Below are 25,097 nucleotides of genomic sequence, written 5' to 3' on the forward strand. Positions count from 1 at the left end.
TACGCCGGTGTTCGCGGGCGCGCCCGCTCCTACAGGTACGGCGCATTCCTTCAGCTGGTGGGGGCCCTGTGGGAGCGGGTTCACCCGCGAAGCAGGCGACGCGGTGGAGGGTCCGGGCAATTTGCCGACGCCGATGTTCCGCTTGCGTGATTGCCTGAGCAAGAAAGCGGATGCAGGCAGAACTGGGGATGCGTACAGTAGGTTGATCGCAACCTGGCAGGAGCCTGCTTATGTCCAGCGCATTCACCTTCATGCAGTCACCCGTCGGCACCTTGACCCTGGTAGCCCGTGGCGAGTGCCTGACAGCCGTACTGTGGGAAGAGGAGCGGGAAAACCGCGTGCGCCTTGGTGCCCTGCACCGTGATGACCAGTGCCCGGTACTGCTGGAAACCGCTCGCCAGCTCGGCGAGTACTTTGCCGGCAAGCGTCAGCGCTTCGAACTGGCGCTGGATTTTGCCGGTACCGAATTCCAGCGTCAGGTGTGGGCTGCGCTGCTGGCGATACCGTTCGGTGAAACCCGCAGCTACAGCGACATCGCCCGGCAGATCGGCAACCCTAGCGCGGTGCGCGCGGTAGGCGCCGCCAATGGCCGCAACCCGATTTCGATCATCGCCCCGTGTCATCGGGTAATCGGTGCTTCTGGCAGCCTGACCGGCTTTGCCGGTGGCCTCGCGGCAAAGCAGTACTTGCTGGCGCTGGAAGGCCGGCAAAGCCTGGCACTGAACCTGTAGATGTCAGCAGAACCAGCTGGCGGCCAGGCAGACCAGCACGGCCAACGCCGAGCCGGCCATCAGGGTGTACTGACGATGGGCCCGGCGCGCATGCGGCTTGACTGCACGCAGATACTCGCCGGGTGTCGGCGCATCAGGCCGGTGGCGCAAGCCCTCGGCTATATCGGCCAGTTGCCCATGGATGAGCAGCCCCGTCAGGTAGTAGGTACAGGCGTAGCTCAGCAACGCCAGGAACAGATAGATCATGACGGGTGCGGGACCAAGGGCACCGCAATGGCACTGGCGCTGGCGGTGTCCAGCACGATCAGCCCTTCGCTGTGGTCGTCCAGGCTGGCCAGCAAGCGCCCCTGGCTGTCCCACGCCGCCGAGCCGCCAGCGCCGATGAAGGTGTCGGCCGGCCCCACGCAGTTGGCCAGCAACACTGCCATGCCCAGCTCTCGAGCCACCTCGGAGTAGTGCAGGTAACCCTCGCGAATGCCCTTGGCAGTTTTAGCCACACTGACCAGGTACAGGTCGGCGCCGTGTTCCCGCGCGGCTGCCGCATGCGCCATGAACATCGATTCGTAGCAGACCGCAGGCGCTACCCGGTGCGCGCCCACCTGCAGCAGCAAGGCTTGATCGCCTGGGGTGAACCAGGGCAGTTCATCATCATGCAGGCGCCGCTTGGCATAGGCCTGGCGCGGTACACCGGGGCTGAGGATTGGCATGCCGATACGAATGCCATCAGGGGTCGGCAGTGGCAGGCCCGCTGCGACAGTGATACCAAACCGGTCGCAGGCTGCCTGCAGCGGGTCCAGCCGTGCCGAACTGACTGGCAGGGCGGCCTGGCGCGCGAGGGTTGGCTCATAGCCGGTCAGCGACAGTTCGGGAAATACCACCAGTTCGGCACCAACGGCCGCGGCCTGTTCGATGCAGGCCAGGTGGCGTTCGAGGTTGGCTTGCACATCGCCCTTGAGCGACGCCAGTTGCACGGCGCACAACTTCATGAAAAACCCTTCCCTGGTACAGGTTGAAGGGCCGAGCATACTACCGGTACCAACGCCTGTACCAGTGAAGGGATTTTCAGGATGCCGGGTGGACGGCGAAACGCTGGCGGAACCAGTCGTCGAGCATGGCCTTTTCGGCATACAGGCGGTCGCTGCTGCTCGTGACCCGGCCCGGGCGGCTGAGGTACATCTTGTCGCTGACCCTTTCCTGCGCCTGCTGGTCGGGTTTGCCCGGTTGGCTGAGGGTGTAGCTGAGGTCGATGGTCGGCCAGGTGATTTCGCGCATGAAGCGTACATCGTAGGCCTGGCTGTGCCAGGGCTCGAAACGCCCGGCCAGGTCGATGTCGCGGATGTCGATGACCAGTTGCTGGCCAGGTTGCAGGTAGCGCTGGCCAAGCTTCTGCAGGTACTGGGTCAAGGTTTTCATCACATAGGCGTCGGCGCCACGCGCGTACCCGTGGCTGTCGAGGCTGGCATCGCGGAATTTTTCCGGATGCTCGAAACGTACCTCGACCTGCGCGGCCGGGGCACCTTGTGCCATGCTGTCCAGTGACAGCGCAATGAGCACGGCACACGCGAAGGCGGTACGCATGATGCACCTCCGGGGCAGATTGTGTGTGCCTCCATTTTACCCCTGGCATGGCGGCACCAGCAGAGGAAGATTGTAATGGCACGGTTTCGGCGTCTGATTGCCAACCTGCGGGGGCGTGACCTGGCGGTGGGCGATATCCATGGTCACTTCCAGCGCCTGCAGCAATGCCTGGATGGGGTGGGGTTCGATCCGGCCGTGGACCGCCTGTTTAGCGTGGGGGACCTGGTCGACCGTGGCCCGGACAGCGAGGCGGCGCTGGATTGGCTGGCGCAGCCCTGGTTCCATGCCGTGCAAGGTAATCATGAGGCCCTGGCGATTACCCGCGTGCGCGGCGGGCGGCTCGATCTGGACATGTACCGCGCCGCCGGGGGGGGCTGGTTTCTGGACCTGCCGAGGGCTCGGCAGTTACGTTTCGTGGAGCGCTTCGAGCAACTGCCGATCGCGATAGAGGTTGAAAGTGCGGCCGGCCTGGTAGGCCTGCTGCATGCCGACAGCCCGTACGCCGACTGGACGGTGTTGAGGACCTGGCTGGAACTGGATGACGACCCGCAGGTACGGGAGGTGTGCCAATGGTCGCGGCGGCGCCTGAAGGTAGGCGATACCGCGCCCGTGCAGGGCCTGCGTGCCTTGTTGGTGGGCCACACACCGGTGCTGGAAGCCAAGCTGCTGGGCAACGTCTGGCATCTGGACACCGGGGGCTGGGCCAGTGGCCATTTCACCTTGATGGACATGCGGACCCTGCAACTGGTCAGCCCCAGGCCAGGTGAAACAACAGTGCCATAGCCAATAGCACCAGCATGGCCCCGGAGGCCCGTTCCAGCCAGGGCAGGCTGCGGGCGAAGCGCCGCAGCACCAGCGGGTTGCCGATGGCCACGGCAACCAGCAAGTCCCACAGCAGCACGATGCTGAACATCCACAGGGCACAGGTTGCTTTCCAGGCAAAGCTGGCGCTGGCGACCATGCTGACCAGGCTGGCATAGAACAGCGCATTCTTGGGGTTGAGGATGCCGGACAGGAACCCCATGCCCAATCCCCGCCACCACCCTTGGGCGGTCTGTTTGCCAGCGACTGTGCCCAGGCTGGTTTGCCCGGCATGGCGCAGGAACAGGGTGCCGATGTACAGCAGGTAGCCGGCACCGGCCAGTTGCAGGGCGGTGAACAGCAGGCTGCCTTCCTGCAGTACCGACAAGCCGGTGAAAGCCATGGCGATGAACACGCCATTGGCCAGGGCGATACCCAGGCAGGCGCCGCTCGCGACGCGCCAGCCAGCGTTGACCGAAGTGCGTGCGACCAGGAAGAAGTCCGGGCCGGGAGAGAGCAGGGCGAGGAAGTGGGCGAGGGCGATGATCAGGAACTGTTGCATTGGGGTGTGGCTGCTCTGGCGGAAAAGCCTGACTCTGCCCCTCAGCGCAAATGCCGTATTGAACAATATTGCAGGCCCCTGTAGGAGCGGCCTTGTGTCGCGATGGGGCGCGAAGCGGCCCCAGGTTTTCAGCTCCGCAGCACAGATTGCCGGGGCTGCTGCGCAGCCCTTTCGCGACACAAGGCCGCTCCTACAGAGACCGCGCAGGCCTTCAGTCTCCCCGATACTGCCCCGGCGTCACCCCCACATGGGCCTTGAACACTCGCTGGAAATGGCTTTGGTCAGCAAACCCGAGCCGATAGGCTACCTCCGCCAGGGCCTGCCCTTCACCCAACAATTGCCGCCCACGGTTGACCCGGGCATTGAGCAGGTAGGCATGCGGCGTAAACCCGGTGGCCGCGCGAAATGCGCGAATCAACTGGTAGCGCCCAAGCCTGGCCTGCCGCGCGAGTACCGCCAGGCTCAACTGCGCCGGGTCCTGGCCTTCGATGTGCGCAATCAGCCCACTCAACGCGGTCGCCCCCAAGGCCGGTGCCGGTGCCAGCGGCGCGTGCCTGGCAAAGTCCAGGTCACCCAGAAAGGCAATCAGCGCGGCATCCTTCTCACCATTGCTGGCGTTGGAAAACAGCAGACTGTTAAGTTCGCAGAACTGCCGATACACCTCCGGCACCTGGCAGATACGTGCCGGCTCGCCGGGCCCGGCACCATCCAGCCCGGACTCCAGGTGCAACTGTGCCAGCCAGTCGGCATCCACATGCAGCATCTGGTAGCTCCACGCCTGCCCGGGCTCGGGGTTGCAGGCATGTACCCGGCGGGCCGGGACCAGCACCAGAGTGCCAGGCGTCAGGCGTTGCTGGCCGTTGCCGGCACCGGTGAAATGACTGTGGCCGGCATCCACCACACCGATGGAAAACGTTGGGTGGCTGTGGGCCTTGTAGCAGGCGCGGCTATGGCAGGCGCGGCGGCTTTCGACATGCGGCAGGGCCGGGTCGCGCCACAGCGCGGCATGGGAACGGGGCATCACAGGGTCCTCGATATGCCCGGCAGCTTATCAGGCGCCGCGCACCCATACAGTTTTTTCCGCTGGCTGTAACTTGACCACCAGGCCAGCTAACCGCCGAAATAGGCGCCTGTTGCCAAAGGAAAACGATAATGGACCTTTCAAGCCTGCTGCTTTTCATCCCCGCCTGTTTCGCCCTGAACATGGCGCCGGGGCCGAACAACCTGCTGTCGCTGCACAATGCCAGCCGTTACGGCCTGCGTACGGCCTGCGTGGCCGGTGGCGGGCGCATCGTCGCCTTCAGCGGCATGATCGCCCTCGCGGCGATGGGCCTGGCAGTGGTGCTGCACACCAGCGAATACCTGTTCCTGGCCATCAAATTGGCGGGGGCGGCCTACCTGTTCTATATCGCCTGGCAACTGTGGCGGGCACCGGTGGGCGAGGCCGCGGTTGCAGGTGATCAGCCGCACGGCACCTGGCGTCTGGTACGCCAGGAGTTCTGGATGGCTGCTGGTAATCCGAAGGCTATCCTGATCTTCACCGCGTTCCTGCCGCAGTTCGTTTCGGTCGGCAGTACCACTCCGGTGAGCGAGCAGTTCCTCTGGCTGGGTACGTTGTTCCTGTTGCTGGAATGGGCCGCCATCGCCATCTACGCCGGCCTGGGGGCGTACATGCAGCGCTGGTTCAGCCAGCCCGGCCCACGCCGGTTGTTCAACCGGGTCAGCGCCTCACTGCTGGGCTGCGCCGGCCTCGGGCTGCTGGCTGCGCGGCGCGCTTAATCGCGGTAGAACGTCTGCACCAGGTGATAGCCGAACTTGCTCTTGATCGGCCCGTGCACCACGCGCAGGGGCTTCTTGAAGATCACCTGGTCGATGGCGCCGACCATCTGCCCGGGGCGGATTTCACCCAGGTCGCCGCCACGTTTGCCCGAAGGGCAGGTGGAGAACTTTTTTGCGAGCACGTCGAAAGCCTCGCCATTGGCGATGCGCTGCTTGAGCTTTTCGGCTTCGTCAGCGGTCTTGACCAGGATGTGGCGGGCTTGGGCTTTCATGGGATACCTGTGCTTCGGGGGCGAAAAAGGTGGGTATTATGCCTCATAGTTTTGTGCTGAGGCGATTACGCGTCCCTTGTAGGAGCGGCCTCTCCTACAGGGACGGTGACAAGGGTCAGGTTTGCAACTCCTCCCGATCCCGAAACTGCTCCAGCGCCTCGGGGTTGGTCAAAGCGTCGGTGTTCTTCACCGGCAAGCCATGCACCACATTGCGAATCGCCAACTCCACCAGCTTGCCGCTGATGGTACGCGGGATGTCATCGACCTGGGCGATCACCGCCGGTACATGGCGGGGCGTGGTGTATTGGCGGATCACCTGGCGGATGTGCTGGCGCAGGGCCTCATCCAGCTGCAGGCCGTCACGCAGGCGAACGAACAGCACCACCCGCACATCGCCTTGCCAGTCCTGGCCGATGGCCACGCTTTCCAGCACCTGCTCGACCTTTTCCACCTGGCGGTAGATCTCCGCCGTGCCAATGCGCACGCCACCGGGGTTGAGCACGGCATCGGAGCGGCCATGGATCACCAGCCCGCCGTCGGCACGCTGTTCGGCGTAGTCGCCCTGGGCCCACACCCCCGGGAACTGGCTGAAGTAGGCGTCGTGATAGCGGCTGCCGTCCGTGTCCTTCCAGAACCCCAGCGGCATGGACGGGAAGTTGCGCGTGCACACCAGCTCGCCTTTTTCGCCCAGCACCGGCTGGCCATGCTCGTTCCACACTTCCACCGCCATGCCCAGGCCCTTGCACTGGATCTCGCCACGGCGCACTGGAAGGGTCGGGTTGCCCAGCACGAAGCAAGAGACGATGTCGGTACCGCCGGACATCGACGCCAGGCACAGGTCGGCCTTGATCTTGCGGTACACGTAGTCGTAGCTGTGTGGCGACAGTGGCGAGCCGGTGGACAGTAGCAGGCGCAAGCGCGCCAGGCGGTGGCTTGCCGCAGGCTCCAGGCCCGCCTGCTCCAGCGCCGCCAGGTACTTGGCGCTGGTACCGAAGGCCTGGATATCCTCGGCGTCGATCAGGTCCAGCAGCCGCTCGGGGCCGGGATGGAAGGGCGAGCCGTCATACAGCACCAGCGTGGCGCCCACCGCCAGGCCGCTGACCAGCCAGTTCCACATCATCCAGCCGCAGGTGGTGTAGTAGAACAGTACGTCATCGGCTTTCAGGTCATTGTGCAGGCCATGTTCCTTCAGGTGCTGCAACAACACGCCGCCAGCGCGGTGGACAATGCACTTGGGTACGCCGGTGGTGCCGCTGGAATACAGGATGTACAGCGGGTGGTCGAAGGGCAGCGGGGTGAAGCGGGGCTCGCCGCCGGGCTGATAGAACTCGTCCCACAGGCTGACATTGGCGGCCTGGAATTCGTCGACACGCGTTCCGCTGCGGGTGTGGGGTACCACGATCAGCTGTTCCAGCCCGGGCAGCTGCGCGCACACCTGGTTGACCTTGTCCACCTGGTCGATGGCTTTGCCGGCGTACTGGTACCCGGCGCAGGCGATCAGCAGCTTGGGCTCGATCTGACCGAAGCGGTCGATGATGCCGTGCACGCCAAACTCGGGCGAGGAGCTGGACCACACCGCACCGAGGCTGGTGCAGGCAAGCATGGCGACCAGTGTCTGCCAGGTATTGGGCATGATGGCGGCTACGCGGTCGCCGGGGCCGATGCCGGCGGCCTTCAAGGCTGTTTGCAGGCCGGCCACCTGGGCGGCTAGCTGGGCATGGGTGAACAGCTGACGCTGGCCGTCTTCGCGCACGGCGACCAGGGCCGGGCGGTCGTCACGGCGGCGCAGCAGGTGTTCGGCAAAGTTGAGGGTGGCGTCGGCGAACCACTGGGCATCGGGCATCTGCGGCCCTTCGCTGAGCACCTGGCTTGGCGGGTTATGCCAGTGAACGTGGAAGTAGTCGGCAACGGTTTGCCAGAAGGCAGGGCGCTGCTCGATGCTCCAGCGGTGCAGCGCGTGGTAGTCGTCGAGTTGCAAGTTGTAACGCAGGTTGACCCGGCGGCGGAAGGCATCCATCCGGCTGGCCTCGATCTGCGCCGTGGAGGGGCGCCAGAGCACATCGTTCATGCCGAACCTCCAGATGATCATTTGGATTCGAGGGCGCCTTCGCGGGCTCGCCCGCGAAGAAGCCCCCTGGCAGCAGGGGCTTGCGCGTTACTCTACTTTAGCCTTTTGCACGTCCTGCGACGCGGTCCACACGCGGTAGCGCACTTCGACGTCCTTGGGCACATACACCACCACCGGCAGCTTGCTGTTGTAGCGCAGCATGAAGCCTTCACCGACCACTGGCACGAAGGCCTCGGTCTTCTTGCCATCGGGGCAGGCCATCAGTGTGCTGGCCGGGCCGCTGACCTTGTCCAGGCGGTAGTAGCTGTAGCCCCAGCCTTCCAGGGTACGTTCCTCCAGGCTGCCGCCCAGGCGCTGGCGATTGCAGTCCACCTTCAGGGTCTTGCCGGCGAGGATTTCCAGTTGATAGGCCGACTCATCAGCCTGGGCCGGCAGGTGGATGACCTGCCGGGTGAAGCCTTTTTCCGCCTCGGGGTAGGGCGCGACGTCCTTCAGGCTGGCTGCCATCGCGGGTGCGGCGGCAGCCAGGGTCAGGGCCAGAATCGCGGTCATCGGGGTTGGGCGCATAGGGCCTCCTTGCAGATAAACGAATGCAAGACCGCCGCCAGGCCCAGGCCGCCCGTCACTGGGCCAACCAGCCACCATCGACGTTCCAGGCGGCACCGCGAACCTGGCTACCGGCCTCGCTGCACAAGAATAGTACCAGCTCACCCAGGTGCTCGGGGGTGACGAAGGCCAGCGATGGCTGTTTTTCTGCCAGCAGATCGTGCTGCGCTTGCAGCGGATCGCCACCGTTGGCAGCACGATCGTCGATCTGCTTCTGCACCAGCGGGGTCAACACCCAGCCAGGGCAGATGGCATTGCAGGTGACGTTGCTGGTGGCGGTTTCCAGGCCCACCACTTTGGTCAGGCCGACCACGCCGTGCTTGGCCGCCACATAGGCCGCCTTGCCGGTAGAGCCGACCAGGCCGTGCACGGAAGCGATGTTGATGATGCGCCCCCAATTGCGCGTGCGCATGCCGGGCAGGGCCAGTCGCGTAGCGTGGAACACGGCCGACAGGTTGAGGGCGATGATCTTGTCCCAACTTTCCAGCGGGAACTGCTCCACCGGCGCCACGTGCTGGATACCGGCGTTGTTGACCAGGATGTCGACGTCGCCGAACTCGCGCGCGGCCACGGCGAACAGCGCTTCGATCTGGGCCACGTCCGAGAGGTCGGCCGGGTGATGGACTACCTTTACCCCGTGCCGGGCGATCTCCGCCAGCGCCGGTGCAGGGTCGCCGAAGCCGTTGAGCACGATGTTGGCGCCTGCGCGAGCCAGTACCTGGGCAATGCCCAAGCCTATGCCGCTGGTGGAACCGGTGACGAGAGCGGTCTTGCCTTTGAGGGTCATGCAAAGCTCCTTAGACGATGCCGGTGGCGTAGTACGTGGCGATGACCACGAACACCGCCAGGGTCTTGATCAGGGTAATACCGAAAATGTCCTTGTAGGCCTCGCGGTGGGTCAGCCCGGTCACGGCCAGCAGGGTGATGACCGCACCGTTGTGCGGCAGGGTGTCCATGCCACCGCTGGCCATGGCGGCCACGCGGTGCAGTACTTCGAGCGGTATGTTGGCGGCATTGGCGGCGGCGATGAAGGTGTCGCCCATGGCCGCCAGGGCGATGCTCATGCCGCCCGAGGCAGAGCCGGTGATGCCGGCCAGCAAGGTCACGGTAATCGCTTCGTTGACCAGTGGGTTGGGGATGCCGCGCAGGGCGTCGGCCAATACCAGGAAGCCCGGCAGCGAGGCGATCACCGCGCCAAAGCCGTATTCCGAGGCGGTGTTCATGGCCGCCAGCAAGGCGCCGCCCACGGCGCTTTTGGTGCCTTCGGCCAGGCGGGCACGGATGGCGCCGAAGGCACACACCAGCACCATCAGGATGCCCACCAGCAACGCTGCCTGCACCGCCCAGATGGCCGTGAGCTTGGCCACATCGCTTTGCACCGGTGCGCTCATGCCGGGCAGTTGCAGGCTGTGACTTGGGCCGTACCACTGCGGGATCCAGTGGGTGAACAGCAAGTTCATCACCCCCACAAGCAGCAGCGGCGACAGGGCCAGCCAAGGGTTGGGCAGCGCCAGGTCGGCTGCGGTTTCCGGTTCGTTGCGCAAATCGCTGCCATAGCCTTCACCGGCGCGCTGGGCCTTGTTGCGCTGGCGCTGCAGGTAGGCCATGCCGGCGCAGAACACGAACAACGTGCCGATCAGGCCCAGCCATGGCGCGGCCCAGGCGGTGGTGTTGAAGAAGGTGCTAGGGATGATGTTCTGGATCTGCGGGGTGCCGGGCAGGGCATCCATGGTGAACGAGAACGCGCCCAGGGCGATGGTTGCCGGAATCAGGCGTTTGGGGATATTGCTCTGGCGGAACATCTCGGCGGCGAACGGGTACACCGCGAACACCACCACGAACAGCGAAACGCCGCCGTAGGTGAGCAGCGCGCAGACCAGCACGATCACCAGCATCGCCTGGCGGGTGCCGAGCACGCGGATGGCGGCGGCGACGATCGAGCGCGAGAAACCGGACAGCTCGATCAGCTTGCCGAACACGGCGCCCAGCAGGAACACCGGGAAGTAGAGCTTGATGAAACCGACCATTTTCTCCATGAACACCCCGGTGAATGCGGGGGCCACGGCGGACGGGTCGGTGAGCATTACTGCACCGAGGGCGGCGATGGGGGCGAAGAGGATTACGCTGTAGCCGCGGTAGGCAGCCAGCATCAGCAGGGCCAGAGCGGCGAGGGCGATGAGCACGGTCATCGGGGTGGGTCTCCTGGGTGAGTCTTGTTTTTATCGGTGAGCAGGAGATAGCGGGAATCGTGCCAGTTTTTAACTCATTGATTTATATGGTTATTTTGTTTTCTTCTGAATTTTTGTCTCTGTCTTGAGATTTTGGGGCCGCTTTGCGGCCCATCGCGACACAAGGCCGCTCCTACATGTGCACCGCGATCTCCTGTAGGAGCGGCCTTGTGTCGCGATCGAGGGCAAAGCCCTCGCGACAGTCTCTAAATGGAAACAAAAGTCTCCACTCAGAGACCGAGCGCTACCATCTTCTTATATAGCGTTGACCGCCCCAGTCCTAACGCCGACGCAGCTTCCGGCACATTTCCCCCATGTTCGGCCAGTGCCCCAACAATCAGCTCGCGCTCAAATGCCTCACAGGCCTCACGGTAAGTCTGCCGCATAGGTTCACCCGCCACCGGGCTCAACGGCCCCAATGCCGCCCGCAGATCCGCCACCCCCAGCCGCGGCTGATCTGCCAGCAGCGTGGCCCGCTCCAGCACATTGCGCAGCTCGCGAATGTTCCCCGGCCATGCATGCCGCGCCAGTAGCTGCTGCGCTTCGGCCTCCAGCTCATACTGGCTGCCCAGTTCGCCCAGGATGGCCTCGCACAGCGCCGGCAGATCCTCCAGCCGTTGCCGCAGTGGTGGCACCTCGATCGGCAGCACATTGAGCCGGTAATACAGATCGGCGCGGAATGCCCCGCGGGCGATGGCGGCCTGCAGGTCGATGGAAGTGGCGGCAATGATGCGCACATCACTGCGCAGCATCTGGTTCGAGCCTACCGGCTCGTACTCTTTCTCCTGCAACACCCGCAGCAGCTTGCTCTGCAGGGCCAGCGGCATGTCGCCGATCTCGTCGAGGAACAGCGTGCCGCCTTCGGCCAGTTGCAGCTTGCCGGTGCGGCCCTTGCGGTCGGCGCCGGTAAAGGCGCCGGGGGCGGTGCCGAAGAATTCGGCTTCCAGCAGTGTTTCGGGGATCGCCGCACTGTTGATGCTGACAAACGCCTTGTGCGCCCGCGCCGACGCCGCATGGATGGCATGGGCCAGCAGTTCCTTGCCGGTGCCGGTTTCGCCCAGCAGCAACACCGGCGAATCACTGCTCGCGCCACGCCGGGCGCGGCGCTTGGCCTCCAGGCTGGCGGCGCTGCTGCCGACGAACTGGGCGAAGCTGTACTTGGCCTGGCGAGCGCGCAACTGCGAGCGGGTCGAGGCCAGTTCCTGCTGCATGCTGGAGTAGCGTTTGAGCAGCGGCGACAGGCTGCGCAACTCATCGAACAGGGCAAAGCCGATGGCGCCGATCAGCGCGCCCTGGTCGTCGTGGATGGGCAGGCGCATTACCACCAGCGGCTCGTTCGGGGTGTCGAGCATGTCCAGCAGGATTGGCCGGCCATTGTTCACCACCTCGCGCATCAGGCTGCCCGGGATCACCGCCTCGCATGGCTGGCCGATGGCACTGGCGGCGTCGGCCAGGCCAAAGCGCCGGGCGTAGCGCTCGTTCATCCAGACGATGCGCGCCTGGCGGTCGACGATTACCGTGCCCTCGCTGGACTGCTCGATGATCTCGAACAGCGAGCGGATCGCTAGTTGCCGTACCTGGGGGTAGTCCTTGAGGCTGTCGCTGTCGTGCATGGGTAGAAATCCTGAAATCTGTAAAAGCAGGGCCGGCCTCTTCGCGGGTAAACCCGCTCCCACAGGTACCCCACAGCCTCAGGATTTGTGGTGACCCTGTGGGAGCGGGTTTACCCGCGAAGAGGCCAGACCTGAAAACCTATCCCCTGGGGTCGAACGCCTCGCGCAAGGCATCCCCGATAAACACCAGCAGCGACAGGATCACCGCTAGGGCAAAGAACGCGGTAAAGCCCAGCCACGGCGCCTCCAGGTGCTGTTTGCCCTGGGTCACCAGCTCTCCCAGCGAAGCACTCCCGGCCGGCATGCCGAAACCGAGAAAATCCAGCGCAGTCAGGGTGGTGATCGCCCCGGTCAGCATGAATGGCACATAGGTCAGGGTCGCGTTCATGGCATTGGGCAGGATGTGCCGCAGCATTACCTGGCTGTCTGGCAACCCCAACGCTCGGGCGGCCTTGACGTACTCCAGGTTGCGACCGCGCAGGAACTCTGCGCGCACCACGTCGACCAGCGTCAGCCAGGAGAACAGCGCCATGATCCCCAGCAGCCACCAGAAGTCCGGCTCGACGAACCCGCTGAGGATGATCAGCAGGTACAGCACCGGCAACCCCGACCACACCTCCAGCAGGCGCTGGCCGACCAGGTCGACCCAGCCGCCGTGGTAGCCCTGCAAAGCACCGGCCGCCACCCCGATCAGCACGCTGACTACGGTCAGGGCGAAAGCGAACAGCAAGGATACCCGGGTGCCATACAGCACCCGGGCCAGCACGTCGCGGCCCTGGTCGTCGGTACCCAGCCAGTTGCTCGCGCTCGGCGGGCTGGGGGTGGGCACCTGCAGGTCGTAGTTGGGGGTATCGGCGCTGAACGGGATGGGGGCGAACAGCATCCAGCCACCTTGCTGCTCGATCAACTGGCGTACATAGGCGCTGCGGTAGTCTGGCTGGAACGGCAGCTGGCCGCCGAACTGCTGCTCGGTGTAACGCTTGAGCGCCGGCACGTAGAGGTCGCCCTTGTAGCCCAGCAGCAGCGGTTTGTCGTTGGCCACCAGCTCGGCGCACAGGCTCAGCAGCAGAAGGGCGGCGAACAGCCACAGCGAAACCCAGCCGAGGCGGTTGCGGCGAAAGCGTTGCAGGCGACGACGCGAGATCGGTGAAAGCATCAGCGCGCCCTCGTGTCGAAGTCGATACGCGGGTCGAGCAGGGTGTACGACAGGTCACCGATCAGGCGGATCAGCAGGCCCGCCAGGGTGAAGATGAACAGCGTGCCGAACACCACCGGGTAGTCCCGCGACACGGCCGCTTCGTAACTCATGCGGCCCAGGCCATCGAGCGAGAAGATCACCTCGATCAGCAACGAACCGGCGAAGAACACCGTGATCAACGCCTGCGGCAAGCCGGCCACCACCAGCAGCATGGCATTGCGCAGCACGTGGCCATACAGCACCCGGCGTTCGCTCAGGCCCTTGGCGCGGGCGGTAACCACGTATTGCCGGGAAATCTCGTCGAGGAAGGCATTCTTGGTCAGCAGCGTCAGGGTGGCGAAGCCGCCGATCACCAGGGCGCCGACCGGCAGCACCAGGTGCCAGAAGTAGTCGGCGACCTTGCCCAGCAGGCTGAGCTCGTCGAAGTTGTCCGAGACCAGGCCGCGCACCGGGAACCAGCTGAGCGAGGTGCCGCCGGCGAACAGCACTATCAGCAACAGGGCGAACAGGAACGAGGGCAGGGCATAGCCGACCACGATCAGTGCACTGCTCCAGGCATCGAAGCGGCTGCCATGGCGCACCGCCTTGCGGATGCCCAGCGGGATCGACACCAGGTAGGTGATCAGCGTGGCCCAGAAGCCCAGCGACAGGGTTACCGGCAACTTGTCGAGGATCAGGTCGGTGACCTTGGCGCCGCGGAAGAAGCTGTTGCCGAAGTCCAGCCGGGCGTACTGGCCCAGCATCAGCCACAGGCGCTCGGGGGCGGACTTGTCGAAGCCGTACTGGCGTTTGATCTCCTCGATCAGTTTCGGGTCCAGGCCACGGGTAGCACGTGACTCGCCGTGCACCACCTCGGCCCGGGCACCGGGAGCGCCGCCGCCGATACCTTGCAGGCGTGCCACCGCCTGCTCCACCGGGCCTCCCGGTGCGGCCTGGACGATCAGGAAGTTGACCAACAGGATCGCCAGCAGGGTCGGGACGATCAGCAGCAGACGGCGCAGTATGTAAGTGGTCATGGCGAGGATTTCCGGCGTTCGGCCATTTGCGCGTTGGTCAGCGCGGCAGGGCTGACTTCCCACCAGGTGTCCAGGCCTTCGTCATAGGCAGCCTGGACCTTGGGCAGGCCGAAGCGGTTCCACCAGACAGTGGAGCTGCCCGGTGGGTAGTAGTTGGGGATCCAGTAGTAGTTCCATTGCAGCACCCGGTCCAGGGCATGGGCGTGGTACAGCATGTCGGCCTGGGTGTCGGCGCGCACCAGGCCGTCGATCAGGCGGTCCACGGCAGGGTCCTGCAGCACCATCAGGTTGTTCGACCCAGGGTCGTGGGCCGCCGCCGAACCGAAATAGTTGTACAGCTCGGTGCCAGGCGACAGGGTGACCGGGTAGCCAGTGACGATCATGTCGTAGTCACGTGCCATCAGGCGGTTGACGTACTGGGCCGAATCGACGTTGCGGATGTCCAGGGTCACGCCAATCTGGGCCAGGTTACGCTTCCACGGCAGCAGCAGGCGCTCCATGCCTGCCTGGCCGTTGAGGAAGGTGAACGCCAGCGGCGTGCCCTGGCTGTTCACCAGACGGTCGCCTTCGGGGCGCCAGCCGGCTTGTTCGAGCAGCGCCAGTGCCTGCAGCTGCTGCTTGCGGATGATCCCCGAACCATCGGTGACCGGGGCGGTGAACACGGTGCTGAAGACTTCGTCCGGCACCTTGCCGCGCAACGGTTCGAGCAGTTTCAACTCGCCGGCATCCGGCAGTTGGCGGGCGGCCAGCGGGGTATTGGAGAACACGCTCTGCTGGCGGATGTACATGTTGCGCATCATCTGCCGGTTGCTCCACTCGTAGTCCCACAGCATGCCCAGCGCCTGGCGCACGCGACGGTCCTTGAACTGCGGCCGGTCGAGGTTGAACACGAAGCCTTGGGCCACCTGCGGTTTGGCCGGGCCCAGGTGGGCGCGCTGCAGGCGGCCGTCGTCCAGTTGCGCGCCGTTGTAGCCCAGGGTGTAGGCGGTGGCGGAGAATTCGCGGTTGTAGTCGTAGCCGCCGCCTTTGAGCACCTGCCGCGCCACTTCGGTATCACCGAAGTACTCGATGCGCAGCTTGTCGAAATTGTAGCGGCCACGGCTGACCGGCAGATCGCGCGCCCACCAGTTGGCGTCGCGCTGGAAGGTGATGCTGCGGCCGTTGTCGATGCTCCCGATACGGTACGGCCCGCTGCCGACCGGCTTGTCGAAGCCGGCGCCGTTGGCAAAATCGCGCTGCTGCCAGTCGTGTTCGGGCAGAACCGGCAGGCTGGCGAGGTCCAGTGGCAGGGTGCGGCCGTGGTCAGGCTTGAAGTCGAAACGCACGCTGTGTGGGCTTTCCACCACGACGGCGGCAACATCGGCGAACTGGGTGCGATACCTCAGGCTGCCCTTGCTCATCAGCAGCTCGAAGGTAAAGCGTACGTCCTCGGCGCGCACCGGCTTGCCGTCGGCGAAGGTGGCACGCGGGTCGATCTCGAACCGCAGCCAGGCATCCTCCGGGCCGCGCTCCATGCGCCGGGCGATCAGGCCGTAGACGGTGTAGGGTTCATCGAACGAGCGCACGGCCAGTGGCGCGTACAGCAGGCCATCGACCTCGCTGACACCGATGCCTTTGTCGATGTACGGCAGGATATGGTCGAACTGGCCGATCTCGATGGCCGAGCGGCGCAGGATGCCGCCTCTGGGGGCGTCGGGGTTGACGTAGTCGAAATGCTGGAAGCTGGCGTTGTAGCGGGGCGCTTCGCCGTAGACGGTCAGCGCGTGGGTGGGTGCAGCCTGGCTATTGAAGGAAAAACAAAGCAGAAAAAGGTAACACAGGGCCTGTGGGAGCGGGTTCACCCGCGAATGCGTCCGTTCACGCAACGTCGTTGCCTGATCTGGCGCTTTCGCGGGTGAACCCGCTCCCACAGGGGGCATGAGCAGCTACTGGCTACTTAGTCCTGGCGGCTGGTCACTTCCAGCAGGTGGTAGCCGAACTGGGTCTTCACCGGGCCTTGCACGGTATTGATCGGGGCGCTGAACACCACGGTGTCGAACTCCTTGACCATCTGGCCCGGGCCGAACGAGCCCAGGTCACCGCCCTGGCGGCTGGACGGGCAGGTGGAGTTGGCTTTGGCGATTTCAGCGAAGTCGGCGCCTGCTTCGATCTGGGCTTTCAGTTCGTTGCATTTATCGATGCTGCTGACCAGGATGTGGCGGGCGGTTGCACGGGCCATGGGTACTGCTCCTTGGGGTAAAAAAGGCAAGCCTAGCGTACTTGTCCAGGGTATGTCTCGCCAGGCTTGCGTCCCGCTGCCTAGAGTTTTTGTGCCGCCTCGCGCAACAGGGTTTCGGTCGAGGCCCAGCCCAGGCAACCGTCGGTGATCGACACGCCGTATTTCAGCGCGCCCTTGCCCAGCGCCTGGCAGCCGTCGAACAGGTGCCCTTCGATCATCACGCCGACGATCGAGCGGTCGCCGGCCAGGCGCTGCTCCAGCACATCGTTGAAAACGGCCGGCTGACGCGCCGGGTCCTTGCCGCTGTTGGCATGGCTGCAATCGACCATGATCCGCGCCTGCAACCCGGCCTTGGCCAGCGCCTGGCGGGCCTTGGCGATGCTGTTGGCGTCGAAGTTCGGGCCCTTGTGGCCGCCGCGCAGCACCAGGTGGGTGTCCGGGTTGCCCAAGGTCTCGATGATGGCCGGGTAGCCCTGCGCATCCATGCCGAAGTGGCGGTGCGAGTGGGCGGCGCTACGCATGGCGTCGCTGGCGATGGCGATGCCGCCGTCGGTGCCGTTCTTGAAGCCGACCGGCAGCTCCAGGCCACTGACCATTTCGCGGTGGATCTGCGACTCGGTGGTGCGCGCGCCAATCGCGGCCCAGGCCAGAAGGTCATCGAAGTAGCCGGCGGCCATTGGCTGCAGCAGTTCGGTGGCAACCGGCAGGCCGCGTTCGATCATGTTCAGCATCAGCCCGCGGGACAGGGCGATGCCGGCGTGCATGTCGTCGCTGCCATCGAGGTGCGGGTCGTAGGCCAGGCCCTTCCAGCCGACCGTGGTGCGGGGTTTTTCGACGTAGGCGCGCATCACCAGCAGCAGCTTGTCGTCGACTTCGCGGCTGAGGGCTGCCAGGCGGTCGGCGTATTCCAGGGCCGAGCGCGGGTCGTGGATCGAGCACGGGCCAACGATCACCAGCAGGCGCTTGTCGCGGCCTTCGAGGATGTCGCGGATGGCCTGGCGGTGGGCATGGACTTGCTGGGTAAGTTCGCTGGACAGCGGCATTTGCTGCTTGAGCAGGTGCGGGCTGGGCAGGCGCTGGCTGACGGTGGTGTTGGCTGCTTGCGGCTGGGTCAGGGCGAGGCTGGAAGCGTGCATGGCGTTTTTTCCCTGGGCGGACGGCGGGTTCTGGCCCGCGTCGTCGGCCCTATCGAGGTGTTCGACAAGTCGTTGAATTCGTATTGGCTGCTGCATTGCCACCTGTGGAAGACCGAACGGAGGCGGCAGGCTGGCCCGAACGGGATTGGCTAAATCGCCAGGCGTAGGTGTTTGCGTAGTAATAAGTGGCGTAGTTCATGAATCTGTCCTCAATGTGAATCGGTGTTGTTCAAAGGCCTGAAAAGCAAAACCCCCGGTCGGGGAGCCGACCGGGGGTTTGAGTATTCTCATGTTCGGCGGCCCCTCGAAGGTGGGCGCCGTGTGGGTATCGGCGCCTAGTGGCTAAACCAATACCCAAAGTAATAGCTGGCAGGTGCCACGCAGCCGGCAACGGCCAGCACAGGGCGCAGGGTGCGACCGGTGTGGTTGGCGTGGTTGCGGGTGTGTTTCGGCATGTTGCTCTCCAGTGAATGAGCCCGAGCTTACTTCAGTTCGACTGGGCCATTCAATGGATAAATGCTATGGGGGTGTTTAATTGTTCCGGTACGGCCAGGCTCAGTGGCCATAGCGCCCGACCAGGCTCTGCGCCCCCAGCGCGTGGCCTTGCAGCAGTTGCAGCAGGCCGCTGCGGTCCAGGCCTTCGGGCAGTGTGCCCAATGGCAGGTCGGTGGCGATCAGCGTCAGTGCGTAGTGGTGCGGGTTGTCGCCGGCGGGTGGGCAGGGGCCGCGGTAGCTGAGCGTGCCCCGCGAGTTGCGCCCCACGGTCACGCCTTGCCCGGTCAGCCCGGCGACGCCTTCCTTCAGCCCATCCTGGGCCGGGTCTATGTTGTAGGCGATCCAGTGGACCACGCCAATGCCCTTGCCGCCGTCCGGGTCGAACATGATCAGGGCCAGCGACTGGGTGCCTGCGGGGAGGTTGTCCCAGCTCAGTTGCGGGGTGCGCTCTTCGCCGGCACCACAGGCTGGGTCCGGGCCAACCTGTTGCAAGGCGATCACGCCGCCATCGGTGAACGACGATGAGCTGATCGACAGCGCGCCCTGGCTGCCAGCGACGGCCAAGGCGCTGCAAGGCAGCAGGGCGGCGAGCAGCCAGGGTTTGAGGTTCATGGTGAATCCTTGGCAGGGCGTTCCGGCGCAGTGTAGCCCAGGCCGGCCTCAATGGCTGTCCTGGTCCTCGGCGGTGCCACCGGTGTGCCCGGCGCCGGAGCCGGTGGCTTCGCCGGTGCTGTTCGAGCCACCAGCGGCGCCGTCGGCGGCATCGCTGTTGCTGCCGGTGTCGCTGCTGTCATTGGTTTTGCTGCTGCCTGGGCTGTTTACGCTGCTGTCTTCACCGGCGGTCTTGCCACCGTGCTGGTCGGTTTGCGGGCGGCTGTCGGTGTCTGTGTCGGTGGCGGCGAAGCTGGTGCCAGTGACGCTGGCCAGGGTAAGGGCAAGGCACAGTGAGAGTGGGCGAATGCGGATCATGGAACCTCTCCTTTACGGATGATCTGTCATTCGTTGGGCTGGGGGCGGGGAGTGGGGTGCCGTCTGGGCGACGGATGGTCATTGTTGCGGGCTGCCGTGCAGCCCGCTCGATTGCAAGGGGGCCGCGCAGGCCCCTAGGAAGGCGATCAGCGGCAGTTGCCCGCCTTGCGATAACCCGCTGCCTGCGCCTCACCCTCTGTGGCGAAGGTGACCTGGTTCTTCGCGGTAACCTGGGTATAGCCCGGGCAGCCCACGGAGAGGTGATAGACATGGCTGTTGCGATTGCCAAGCACCGCCCCCACCGACCCGGCACTGGCCAGGCTCGGCTTGGCCTCTGGCTTGGCAGTCTTCGCCGGCACCGCTTGCACTACGCCACTGCCGACCGGCTTGTAGTTGGCGGTCCATTTGCGTTCCCCGGTCACGAAGGGGTTGGCATGCCCCATGATCGCGGCAATGCGCCGGTCACGCTCTTTCTCCCAGGCCGACACCGGGTGTTGTTTGTCCCAGGCCATCAGCAACTGCTGCTGTTGGCGCGACATGCTCAGCTTGTAACGGTCGTACATGTAGAAGGTGGTACGGGCGACCAGGCCTTTCACTTCGTCGCGTGGTTCGGCAGCACGCTGCACGAAGTCCACCTTGGTGGTGCACTGCCCGTATTGCCCTGCATTGCCAGCAACCATGCCGTAGTTGAAATTGCTGCGATCACCGTTTACCTCGCCCACTGCCGGGTACAGGTTGAACAGGTCGGCCTCCATGGCGCGGAACACCGGGTCGTCATCCACGCAATGCTCGCGGCCGCCATTCTTCCAGCACTGGCGCTGGTTGCCGAAGGTGTAGGCCGGCACGATGTGTTCCCATTCGGTGCGTTCGGCGCGGTTCTGCTGCTTGCGGGTCTGGTAGCCGCACGAGGCGGCATCGATACGCCCGCCAGACTTGCCCACCCAGGCCCATTTGCAACCGCAGTACAGGTCGCCCATGGCACTGCTGGCCTGGTCCATGTACACCTTCTGCTTGGCCACCACCTTGGCCTCGGTGAAGGTCGCCGGCGGGCTGGCCAGGGCAGGGAGGGTGAAGGAAAACAGTAAGGATACGGCGTAAAGCAGTGATTTCATGGGAAAAACATATTTCAGGTTGGGGCATGCATTGTAATCATTTCCTTGGGGCTGGCCAGCTCGCTGATCCACACCAGTGGGCGGCGCGGGTCGTCGCTGCCCATGCTGGTGAACGTGGCCGAGTCGAGCATCGTCTTGAGCTGGGTGGCCATGCGCAGCCGGCGCTCGATGAAGCCGGTACCGACGGCGCCCAGTGCCACGGTGAAGCGAGGGCCAAGCTGCCCGGCCAGGCGCTCCTGGACCAGGTCGAGTAGCGCGACCGGGACTTCGTCGGGGCGCAGTGAAGTGGGGAAGCATGGTGTGAAGGGTGGCATGGGCATGTCCTGCTAGGCGGGGGTACGAGTCCTGGGCAGCTTAAGCAAGGTCACTGTCAAAGGGGTAAAAGCGGGTAATGCTCAACGCCAGCTCGGTGCGGTCTCTGTAGGAGCAGCCTTGTGCTGCGAAGAGGCCAATCATGCCTCTATATTTCCGTCGGCCGTGCTGGCCTCTTCGCAGCACAAGGCTGCTCCTACACGGAGTCAGGCATCAGAAGGTCTGTCCCAGCGAGAACTGGAAGATCTGGGTTTCTGCCCCATCCGGCTTCTTAAGCGGTGCCGCCGGGACCGCACAAATTTCAGGCATTGTGCGGTCTCTGTGGGAGCTGGCTTGCCGGCGATGGGCTGCATGGCAGCCCCGTTAACGCTATCTGTCAGGCCTCAACCTTAGTGCCCGCCCTTCATCCGCCGTGCCACCAGGTAGATCCCCAGCCCGACCAGCGCCGTAGCCGCGCCGATGTACCCGGTGCTGGTCCAGCCCATACCTGCGGTTATCGCCATGCCACCCAGCCACGGCCCCAGCGCATTGGCCAGGTTGAACGCCGCATGGTTGGACGCCGCCGCCAGGCTTGGCGCTTCATGGGCAATGTCCATCAGGCGGATTTGCAACGGCGCCGCCAGGGCAATCATGGTGCCGACCAGGCCAATGCCCAGCAGCAGGCTCCACAGCGCCTGGGCGGCAAAGCTGAAGAACAGCAGCACGGCAATCGACCACACCAGCACCAGCCCGACGGCGCGGAACTGCAGGCGGTCGAACAGCTTGCCACCGGCGATGTTGCCGACGATGCCGCCGACGCCGAATGCCGCCAGGCCGAATGGAATCCACTGCGGCGACACCTGGGTCACCTGCAACATGGTCGGCGCCAGGTAGCTGAACACACAGAACATGCCGGCAAAGCCGATCGAGGCGATGCCCAGCGCCATCCACACCTGCGGCAGGGTGAAGGCTTGCAGTTCCTTGCGCGGGTCGCTGCGCACTTCATCGTGGCGCTGGGGCACGAAGCGCCAAACCAGGGCGATGGTGCACAGGGCGATCACGCCGACCAGCACGAATGCCGAGCGCCAGCCGAAGTACTGGCCCAGCAAGGTGGCAACCGGGTTGCCGAGCAACATGGCCACGGTCAGCCCCATCATCACCCGGGCCACGGCCCCCGCACGCTGGTCCCTGGCCACCATGCTCGATGCCACTACCGCCGCGATGCCGAAGTAGGCACCGTGGGGCAGGCCGCTGATGAAGCGGAAGGCGACCAGGCCACCGAACGAGGGGGCGAAGGCGGTAGCCAGGTTGCCTACGGCATACAACGCCATCAACAACAGCAGCATGTGCTTGCGCAACAGCCTGGCACCGATGATCGCCAGTGTCGGGGCGCCAACCATCACCCCCAGCGCATAGGCGCTGATGGCATGGCCCACCTGGGGCTCGCTCAATTGCAGATTGCTGGCGATATCGGGCATCAGGCCCATGATGGCGAACTCGCCGGTGCCAATGGCAAAGCTGCCCAGCGCCATGGCGGCTTCCATCTTCGCGACGGTACTTTTGCTAGGGAGAGGGGGTAATTCCTGAACTGACATCTGGATCCTTGTGAAACATGCTGAAACGTTCAAGGTGGGATCATAGTCAACTCGCGATAGTGACGTCGAGCAAGGTGGAGTCAGCGCTCCAGGTAATGAGTCTGCGCGGCAAAATCGATGAAGCGCTTGCTGGCCAGCGAAAGGTATTCCCCCGAGCGCCAGCACAAGCGGAAGCTCATCTGCTGCGCTGGCTGGAACGGTACGCCGACGATGCCCGGCGTGCGCTGTTGCACCGAGCGCAGCAGGGTCGCCACGCCCATGTTGTCCAGCGCGGCCTGTACCACCAGCGATACGAAGTTGCTTTGCAGCGCTACCCGGTAGGTGATGCCATGTTCGGCAAAGAACGCATCCAGCAGGTGACGTTGCACGAAGGTGCGGTCGAACACCACCATGTCGGTATTGCGCAGGTCCTCGGCTGTGAGGAAGGCCTTGCCAGCATAGGGATGGTCAGGGTGCATGCACGCCAGCATCTCATCGCTGCCCAAGAGGATCGATTCCTTGTCGGGCGGCACGCGCCGGGACTCCAGCAGCGCCAGGTCGATCTCCCGTTGTTCCAGGCGATGGCCGATGTCCTCGGCACTGCCTTCGAACACGGTCATGGCAATGCCCGGGTACAGCTGGCGGAAGGCGTTCATCAGGCCGGGCACATAGTGCAGGCCGAACATCGGCGGGATACCCAGGCGCACTTCGCCGCGCTTCAGGTCGGCCATGTCGCGCAGCTCTTGCCGGGCCACATCCATTTCCCGCAGGGCCGCTGCAATACGTGGCAGGAAGCGTTCGCCCTCGGCTGTCAGGATGACTTTGCGTGTGGTGCGGTTGAACAGGGTGACGCCCAGTTCTTCTTCCAGGCGGGTAACGGCCATGCTCAGTGCCGGCTGGGCGATATGCAGGTGCTGCGCGGCTTTGGTGAAGCTGCCTTGGCGCACGATCTCGACGCAGCAGCGCAATGCCTTGAGGTTCATTGAGGGGGTTTACCGTTCATAACAAACTGTGATGCCAAGCATCATAACAATATATTTATTATTATTAACCAGAGGGCCTACGATGCGCGCCACTGAGACATCCTGCAACATCTCAGTCACGCAGCTTAATAAATCTGCAATCCCACAAAGATTTTGAGGTAGTACCCCAAATGGCCAAGGCCGCCGATGTCGTTGTGCAATGCCTGGAAAACGAAGGTGTCGAGTATGTGTTCGGCATTCCTGGTGAGGAAAACCTCGACCTGCTCGAATCCCTGCGCAAGTCGAAGATCAAGCTGGTACTTACCCGTCACGAGCAGTCCGCAGGTTTCATGGCTGCCACCTATGGTCGCCTGACCGGCAAGACCGGCGTCAGCCTGTCGACCCTCGGCCCTGGCGCCACCAACCTGGTCACCGCCAGCGCCTATGCCTACCTGGGCGGCATGCCGATGATGATGATCACCGGCCAGAAGCCGATCAAGAAGTCCAAGCAGGGCCGTTTCCAGATCATCGATGTGTGCGGCATGATGGACCCCATCACCAAGTACACCCACCAGTTCGCCTCCGCCGACAACATCCCTTCGCGCATGCGCGAAGCCTTCCGCCTGGCTGAAGAAGAAAAGCCGGGTGCCGTGCACCTGGAGCTGCCGGAAGACATCGCCGCCGAGCAGACCGACGCACTGCCGATCCCGCCAAGCCTGCACCGCCGCCCGTTGGCCGAGCACGTGGCGATCGACGCCGCCGTACAAAAGCTGCTGAACGCCCGTAACCCGATCCTGGTGATCGGCGCCGGCGCCAACCGCAAGATGACCGCCAAGGTCCTCAAGCAGCTGATCGACAAGACTGGCATCCCGTTCATCACCACCCAGATGGGTAAAGGTGTGGTCGACGAGCGCCACCCGCGCTTCTTGGGCAACGCGGCACTGTCGTCGGGTGACTTCGTGCACCGCGCCGTCGAAGCCGCCGACCTGATCGTCAACATCGGCCACGACGTGATCGAGAAGCCGCCGTTCTTCATGGTCCGTGGCGGCACCGAGGTCATCCACATCAACTTCCGCTCCGCCGAAGTCGATGCCGTGTACTTCCCGCAGGTTGAAGTGATCGGCGACATCGCCAACGCCGTATGGCAGATCAGCGAAGCGCTGAACGACACTTCGCACTGGGATTTCACCCGCCTGATGGCGATCCGTGAAGCCAACGAAGCACAGATCGCCGAAGGTGCTGACGACAACCGCTTCCCGGTCTACCCGCAGCGCATGGTCGCCGACATCCGTCGCGTGCTGCCGTCCGAAGGTATCGTTGCCCTGGACAACGGCATCTACAAGATCTGGTTCGCTCGTAACTACAAGGCGCACAAGCCGAACACCGTGCTGTTGGACAACGCCCTGGCAACCATGGGAGCCGGCCTGCCATCGGCCATGGCCGCGCACCTGGTGCACCCGGACCGCCCGGTGATCTCGGTTTGCGGCGACGGCGGCTTCATGATGAACAGCCAGGAGCTGGAGACTGCGGTACGCCTGGGCATGCACATCACCGTGGTGATCCTGCGTGACGATGGCTACGGCATGATCCGCTGGAAGCAGGCCAACATGGGCTTCACCGATTTCGGCCTGGACTACGGCAACCCGGACTTCGTCAAGTACGCCGAAGCCTACGGTGCCAACGGCCACCGCGTGGAAAGCGCCGAAGGCCTGCTGCCGCTGCTCGAGCACTGCATCAAGACCCCGGGCGTGCACGTGATCGACTGCCCGGTCGATTACAGCGAGAACGACCGCATCCTCAACAGCGAGCTGCGTGAGCGCGCGCTGGCGGTGTAAGGCCTGACAGGATCGGCGCCACCTCAAGGCTGGCGCCGAACCTGTGTAGGAGC

The 25,097-nt window shown here is 64.4% G+C and carries 26 protein-coding genes; 4 read left to right on the top strand and 22 right to left on the bottom strand.

The features are described 5' to 3' along the window. Positions 1–230 precede the first annotated feature (230 nt). Positions 231–731: a methylated-DNA--[protein]-cysteine S-methyltransferase gene (locus E5221_RS13900; RefSeq protein WP_247847685.1), complete on the top strand. Its 501-nt coding sequence runs from the start codon at positions 231–233 to the stop codon at positions 729–731. 3 nt (positions 732–734) lie between these two features. Here the strand turns inward: E5221_RS13900 and E5221_RS13905 are convergent, their stop codons facing one another. The 3 genes from E5221_RS13905 to E5221_RS13915 form a co-directional block, all read right to left on the bottom strand. Next, a complete protein-coding gene (locus E5221_RS13905) occupies positions 735–977 on the bottom strand; it encodes a hypothetical protein (protein ID WP_182329275.1) in 243 nt (80 codons plus the stop codon). Continuing rightward, a complete protein-coding gene (locus tag E5221_RS13910; protein ID WP_247847686.1) occupies positions 974–1,717 on the bottom strand; it encodes a carbon-nitrogen hydrolase family protein in 744 nt (247 codons plus the stop codon). Before E5221_RS13910 ends, E5221_RS13905 begins: the two co-directional genes overlap by 4 nt. 76 nt (positions 1,718–1,793) lie before the next feature. Further along, positions 1,794–2,309, bottom strand: coding sequence for a DUF3016 domain-containing protein (locus E5221_RS13915; protein WP_247847687.1), 516 nt, complete (start codon positions 2,307–2,309; stop codon positions 1,794–1,796). 75 nt (positions 2,310–2,384) lie between these two features. On the opposite strand from E5221_RS13915, the gene E5221_RS13920 reads away from it, so the two are divergent. Continuing rightward, complete coding sequence (locus E5221_RS13920) at positions 2,385–3,092, top strand: metallophosphoesterase (RefSeq protein WP_013972547.1); 708 nt, start codon at positions 2,385–2,387, stop codon at positions 3,090–3,092. Here the strand turns inward: E5221_RS13920 and E5221_RS13925 are convergent. Together E5221_RS13925 and E5221_RS13930 are read right to left on the bottom strand one after the other, a co-directional pair. Continuing rightward, positions 3,058–3,672: a LysE family translocator gene (locus E5221_RS13925; protein ID WP_003258789.1), complete on the bottom strand. Its 615-nt coding sequence runs from the start codon at positions 3,670–3,672 to the stop codon at positions 3,058–3,060. The genes E5221_RS13920 and E5221_RS13925 overlap by 35 nt on opposite strands. 211 nt (positions 3,673–3,883) lie before the next feature. Beyond that, positions 3,884–4,693, bottom strand: a complete 810-nt coding sequence (locus E5221_RS13930; RefSeq protein ID WP_247847688.1) for an AraC family transcriptional regulator — start codon at positions 4,691–4,693, stop codon at positions 3,884–3,886. 131 nt (positions 4,694–4,824) lie between these two features. On the opposite strand from E5221_RS13930, the gene E5221_RS13935 reads away from it, so the two are divergent. Beyond that, positions 4,825–5,451 (top strand): LysE family translocator, encoded by a 627-nt coding sequence (locus E5221_RS13935; RefSeq protein ID WP_061551463.1) that lies wholly within the window; start codon positions 4,825–4,827, stop codon positions 5,449–5,451. On the opposite strand, the gene E5221_RS13940 is transcribed toward E5221_RS13935, so the two are convergent. The 17 genes from E5221_RS13940 to E5221_RS14020 all read right to left on the bottom strand — a co-directional run bounded on the left by E5221_RS13940 (position 5,448) and on the right by E5221_RS14020 (position 23,230). Continuing rightward, positions 5,448–5,723: a peptidylprolyl isomerase gene (locus E5221_RS13940; protein WP_013972552.1), complete on the bottom strand. Its 276-nt coding sequence runs from the start codon at positions 5,721–5,723 to the stop codon at positions 5,448–5,450. The genes E5221_RS13935 and E5221_RS13940 overlap by 4 nt on opposite strands. Before the next feature lie 115 nt (positions 5,724–5,838). Beyond that, positions 5,839–7,791, bottom strand: coding sequence for an acetoacetate--CoA ligase (locus E5221_RS13945; protein WP_247847689.1), 1,953 nt, complete (start codon positions 7,789–7,791; stop codon positions 5,839–5,841). Positions 7,792–7,878: 87 nt separating this feature from the next. Further along, a complete protein-coding gene (eco, locus tag E5221_RS13950; RefSeq protein WP_015270251.1) occupies positions 7,879–8,358 on the bottom strand; it encodes a serine protease inhibitor ecotin in 480 nt (159 codons plus the stop codon). A 55-nt stretch (positions 8,359–8,413) separates the two neighbouring features. Then, the gene (hbdH, locus tag E5221_RS13955) at positions 8,414–9,184 is read right to left on the bottom strand and encodes a 3-hydroxybutyrate dehydrogenase (RefSeq protein ID WP_023660865.1); all 771 of its coding nucleotides are present in this window, start codon (positions 9,182–9,184) and stop codon (positions 8,414–8,416) included. A 10-nt stretch (positions 9,185–9,194) separates the two neighbouring features. Next, positions 9,195–10,586, bottom strand: coding sequence for a GntP family permease (locus tag E5221_RS13960; RefSeq protein ID WP_123084159.1), 1,392 nt, complete (start codon positions 10,584–10,586; stop codon positions 9,195–9,197). 269 nt (positions 10,587–10,855) lie between these two features. Continuing rightward, a complete protein-coding gene (locus tag E5221_RS13965; protein ID WP_024087102.1) occupies positions 10,856–12,238 on the bottom strand; it encodes a sigma 54-interacting transcriptional regulator in 1,383 nt (460 codons plus the stop codon). 139 nt (positions 12,239–12,377) lie between these two features. Further along, positions 12,378–13,394 carry an ABC transporter permease gene (locus E5221_RS13970; RefSeq protein WP_025339234.1) on the bottom strand — a complete coding sequence of 339 codons (1,017 nt, stop codon included), beginning with the start codon at positions 13,392–13,394 and terminating at the stop codon, positions 12,378–12,380. Then, the gene (locus E5221_RS13975) at positions 13,394–14,452 is read right to left on the bottom strand and encodes a microcin C ABC transporter permease YejB (RefSeq protein WP_123084157.1); all 1,059 of its coding nucleotides are present in this window, start codon (positions 14,450–14,452) and stop codon (positions 13,394–13,396) included. Before E5221_RS13975 ends, E5221_RS13970 begins: the two co-directional genes overlap by 1 nt. After that, positions 14,449–16,377, bottom strand: coding sequence for an extracellular solute-binding protein (locus E5221_RS13980; protein WP_247847740.1), 1,929 nt, complete (start codon positions 16,375–16,377; stop codon positions 14,449–14,451). Before E5221_RS13980 ends, E5221_RS13975 begins: the two co-directional genes overlap by 4 nt. A gap of 11 nt (positions 16,378–16,388) precedes the next feature. Continuing rightward, on the bottom strand, positions 16,389–16,670 hold the full coding sequence (locus tag E5221_RS13985; RefSeq protein ID WP_015270259.1) for a peptidylprolyl isomerase: 282 nt from the start codon (positions 16,668–16,670) through the stop codon (positions 16,389–16,391). Between the two features lie 80 nt (positions 16,671–16,750). Continuing rightward, entirely contained in the window at positions 16,751–17,806 is a 1,056-nt protein-coding gene (locus E5221_RS13990; protein WP_123084154.1) for a 3-deoxy-7-phosphoheptulonate synthase, read from the bottom strand. A gap of 555 nt (positions 17,807–18,361) precedes the next feature. Next, on the bottom strand, positions 18,362–18,913 hold the full coding sequence (locus tag E5221_RS13995) for a YbhB/YbcL family Raf kinase inhibitor-like protein (RefSeq protein ID WP_013972562.1): 552 nt from the start codon (positions 18,911–18,913) through the stop codon (positions 18,362–18,364). A gap of 48 nt (positions 18,914–18,961) precedes the next feature. Continuing rightward, positions 18,962–19,270 (bottom strand): hypothetical protein, encoded by a 309-nt coding sequence (locus tag E5221_RS14000; protein ID WP_247847690.1) that lies wholly within the window; start codon positions 19,268–19,270, stop codon positions 18,962–18,964. 146 nt (positions 19,271–19,416) lie between these two features. Further along, on the bottom strand, positions 19,417–20,382 hold the full coding sequence (locus E5221_RS14005; RefSeq protein WP_247847691.1) for an endonuclease: 966 nt from the start codon (positions 20,380–20,382) through the stop codon (positions 19,417–19,419). 14 nt (positions 20,383–20,396) lie between these two features. Next, complete coding sequence (locus E5221_RS14010; protein ID WP_247847692.1) at positions 20,397–20,696, bottom strand: hypothetical protein; 300 nt, start codon at positions 20,694–20,696, stop codon at positions 20,397–20,399. Positions 20,697–21,083: 387 nt separating this feature from the next. Beyond that, positions 21,084–22,268, bottom strand: coding sequence for an MFS transporter (locus E5221_RS14015; RefSeq protein ID WP_123084151.1), 1,185 nt, complete (start codon positions 22,266–22,268; stop codon positions 21,084–21,086). A gap of 80 nt (positions 22,269–22,348) precedes the next feature. After that, a complete protein-coding gene (locus tag E5221_RS14020) occupies positions 22,349–23,230 on the bottom strand; it encodes a LysR family transcriptional regulator (protein ID WP_123084150.1) in 882 nt (293 codons plus the stop codon). 170 nt (positions 23,231–23,400) lie between these two features. Here E5221_RS14020 and E5221_RS14025 point away from each other — a divergent pair, with 170 nt between their 5' ends. Next, positions 23,401–25,044, top strand: coding sequence for an acetolactate synthase large subunit (locus E5221_RS14025; RefSeq protein ID WP_013972567.1), 1,644 nt, complete (start codon positions 23,401–23,403; stop codon positions 25,042–25,044). The last annotated feature ends 53 nt before the right edge of the window (positions 25,045–25,097 follow it).

The organism is Pseudomonas sp. A2 (genome assembly GCF_023100865.1).
Lineage (GTDB): Bacteria > Pseudomonadota > Gammaproteobacteria > Pseudomonadales > Pseudomonadaceae > Aquipseudomonas > Aquipseudomonas asiatica.

What these genes read in the sequence shown, in the direction of transcription:
- E5221_RS13900 (WP_247847685.1), top strand. Translation starts at nt 231, where the DNA reads ATGTCCAGCGCATTCACCTTCATGCAGTCACCCGTCGGCACCTTGACC.
- E5221_RS13905 (WP_182329275.1), bottom strand. Translation starts at nt 977, where the DNA reads ATGATCTATCTGTTCCTGGCGTTGCTGAGCTACGCCTGTACCTACTAC.
- E5221_RS13910 (WP_247847686.1), bottom strand. Translation starts at nt 1,717, where the DNA reads ATGAAGTTGTGCGCCGTGCAACTGGCGTCGCTCAAGGGCGATGTGCAA.
- E5221_RS13915 (WP_247847687.1), bottom strand. Translation starts at nt 2,309, where the DNA reads ATGCGTACCGCCTTCGCGTGTGCCGTGCTCATTGCGCTGTCACTGGAC.
- E5221_RS13920 (WP_013972547.1), top strand. Translation starts at nt 2,385, where the DNA reads ATGGCACGGTTTCGGCGTCTGATTGCCAACCTGCGGGGGCGTGACCTG.
- E5221_RS13925 (WP_003258789.1), bottom strand. Translation starts at nt 3,672, where the DNA reads ATGCAACAGTTCCTGATCATCGCCCTCGCCCACTTCCTCGCCCTGCTC.
- E5221_RS13930 (WP_247847688.1), bottom strand. Translation starts at nt 4,693, where the DNA reads ATGCCCCGTTCCCATGCCGCGCTGTGGCGCGACCCGGCCCTGCCGCAT.
- E5221_RS13935 (WP_061551463.1), top strand. Translation starts at nt 4,825, where the DNA reads ATGGACCTTTCAAGCCTGCTGCTTTTCATCCCCGCCTGTTTCGCCCTG.
- E5221_RS13940 (WP_013972552.1), bottom strand. Translation starts at nt 5,723, where the DNA reads ATGAAAGCCCAAGCCCGCCACATCCTGGTCAAGACCGCTGACGAAGCC.
- E5221_RS13945 (WP_247847689.1), bottom strand. Translation starts at nt 7,791, where the DNA reads ATGAACGATGTGCTCTGGCGCCCCTCCACGGCGCAGATCGAGGCCAGC.
- eco (WP_015270251.1), bottom strand. Translation starts at nt 8,358, where the DNA reads ATGCGCCCAACCCCGATGACCGCGATTCTGGCCCTGACCCTGGCTGCC.
- hbdH (WP_023660865.1), bottom strand. Translation starts at nt 9,184, where the DNA reads ATGACCCTCAAAGGCAAGACCGCTCTCGTCACCGGTTCCACCAGCGGC.
- E5221_RS13960 (WP_123084159.1), bottom strand. Translation starts at nt 10,586, where the DNA reads ATGACCGTGCTCATCGCCCTCGCCGCTCTGGCCCTGCTGATGCTGGCT.
- E5221_RS13965 (WP_024087102.1), bottom strand. Translation starts at nt 12,238, where the DNA reads ATGCACGACAGCGACAGCCTCAAGGACTACCCCCAGGTACGGCAACTA.
- E5221_RS13970 (WP_025339234.1), bottom strand. Translation starts at nt 13,394, where the DNA reads ATGCTTTCACCGATCTCGCGTCGTCGCCTGCAACGCTTTCGCCGCAAC.
- E5221_RS13975 (WP_123084157.1), bottom strand. Translation starts at nt 14,452, where the DNA reads ATGACCACTTACATACTGCGCCGTCTGCTGCTGATCGTCCCGACCCTG.
- E5221_RS13985 (WP_015270259.1), bottom strand. Translation starts at nt 16,670, where the DNA reads ATGGCCCGTGCAACCGCCCGCCACATCCTGGTCAGCAGCATCGATAAA.
- E5221_RS13990 (WP_123084154.1), bottom strand. Translation starts at nt 17,806, where the DNA reads ATGCACGCTTCCAGCCTCGCCCTGACCCAGCCGCAAGCAGCCAACACC.
- E5221_RS13995 (WP_013972562.1), bottom strand. Translation starts at nt 18,913, where the DNA reads ATGAACCTCAAACCCTGGCTGCTCGCCGCCCTGCTGCCTTGCAGCGCC.
- E5221_RS14000 (WP_247847690.1), bottom strand. Translation starts at nt 19,270, where the DNA reads ATGATCCGCATTCGCCCACTCTCACTGTGCCTTGCCCTTACCCTGGCC.
- E5221_RS14005 (WP_247847691.1), bottom strand. Translation starts at nt 20,382, where the DNA reads ATGAAATCACTGCTTTACGCCGTATCCTTACTGTTTTCCTTCACCCTC.
- E5221_RS14010 (WP_247847692.1), bottom strand. Translation starts at nt 20,696, where the DNA reads ATGCCACCCTTCACACCATGCTTCCCCACTTCACTGCGCCCCGACGAA.
- E5221_RS14015 (WP_123084151.1), bottom strand. Translation starts at nt 22,268, where the DNA reads ATGTCAGTTCAGGAATTACCCCCTCTCCCTAGCAAAAGTACCGTCGCG.
- E5221_RS14020 (WP_123084150.1), bottom strand. Translation starts at nt 23,230, where the DNA reads ATGAACCTCAAGGCATTGCGCTGCTGCGTCGAGATCGTGCGCCAAGGC.
- E5221_RS14025 (WP_013972567.1), top strand. Translation starts at nt 23,401, where the DNA reads ATGGCCAAGGCCGCCGATGTCGTTGTGCAATGCCTGGAAAACGAAGGT.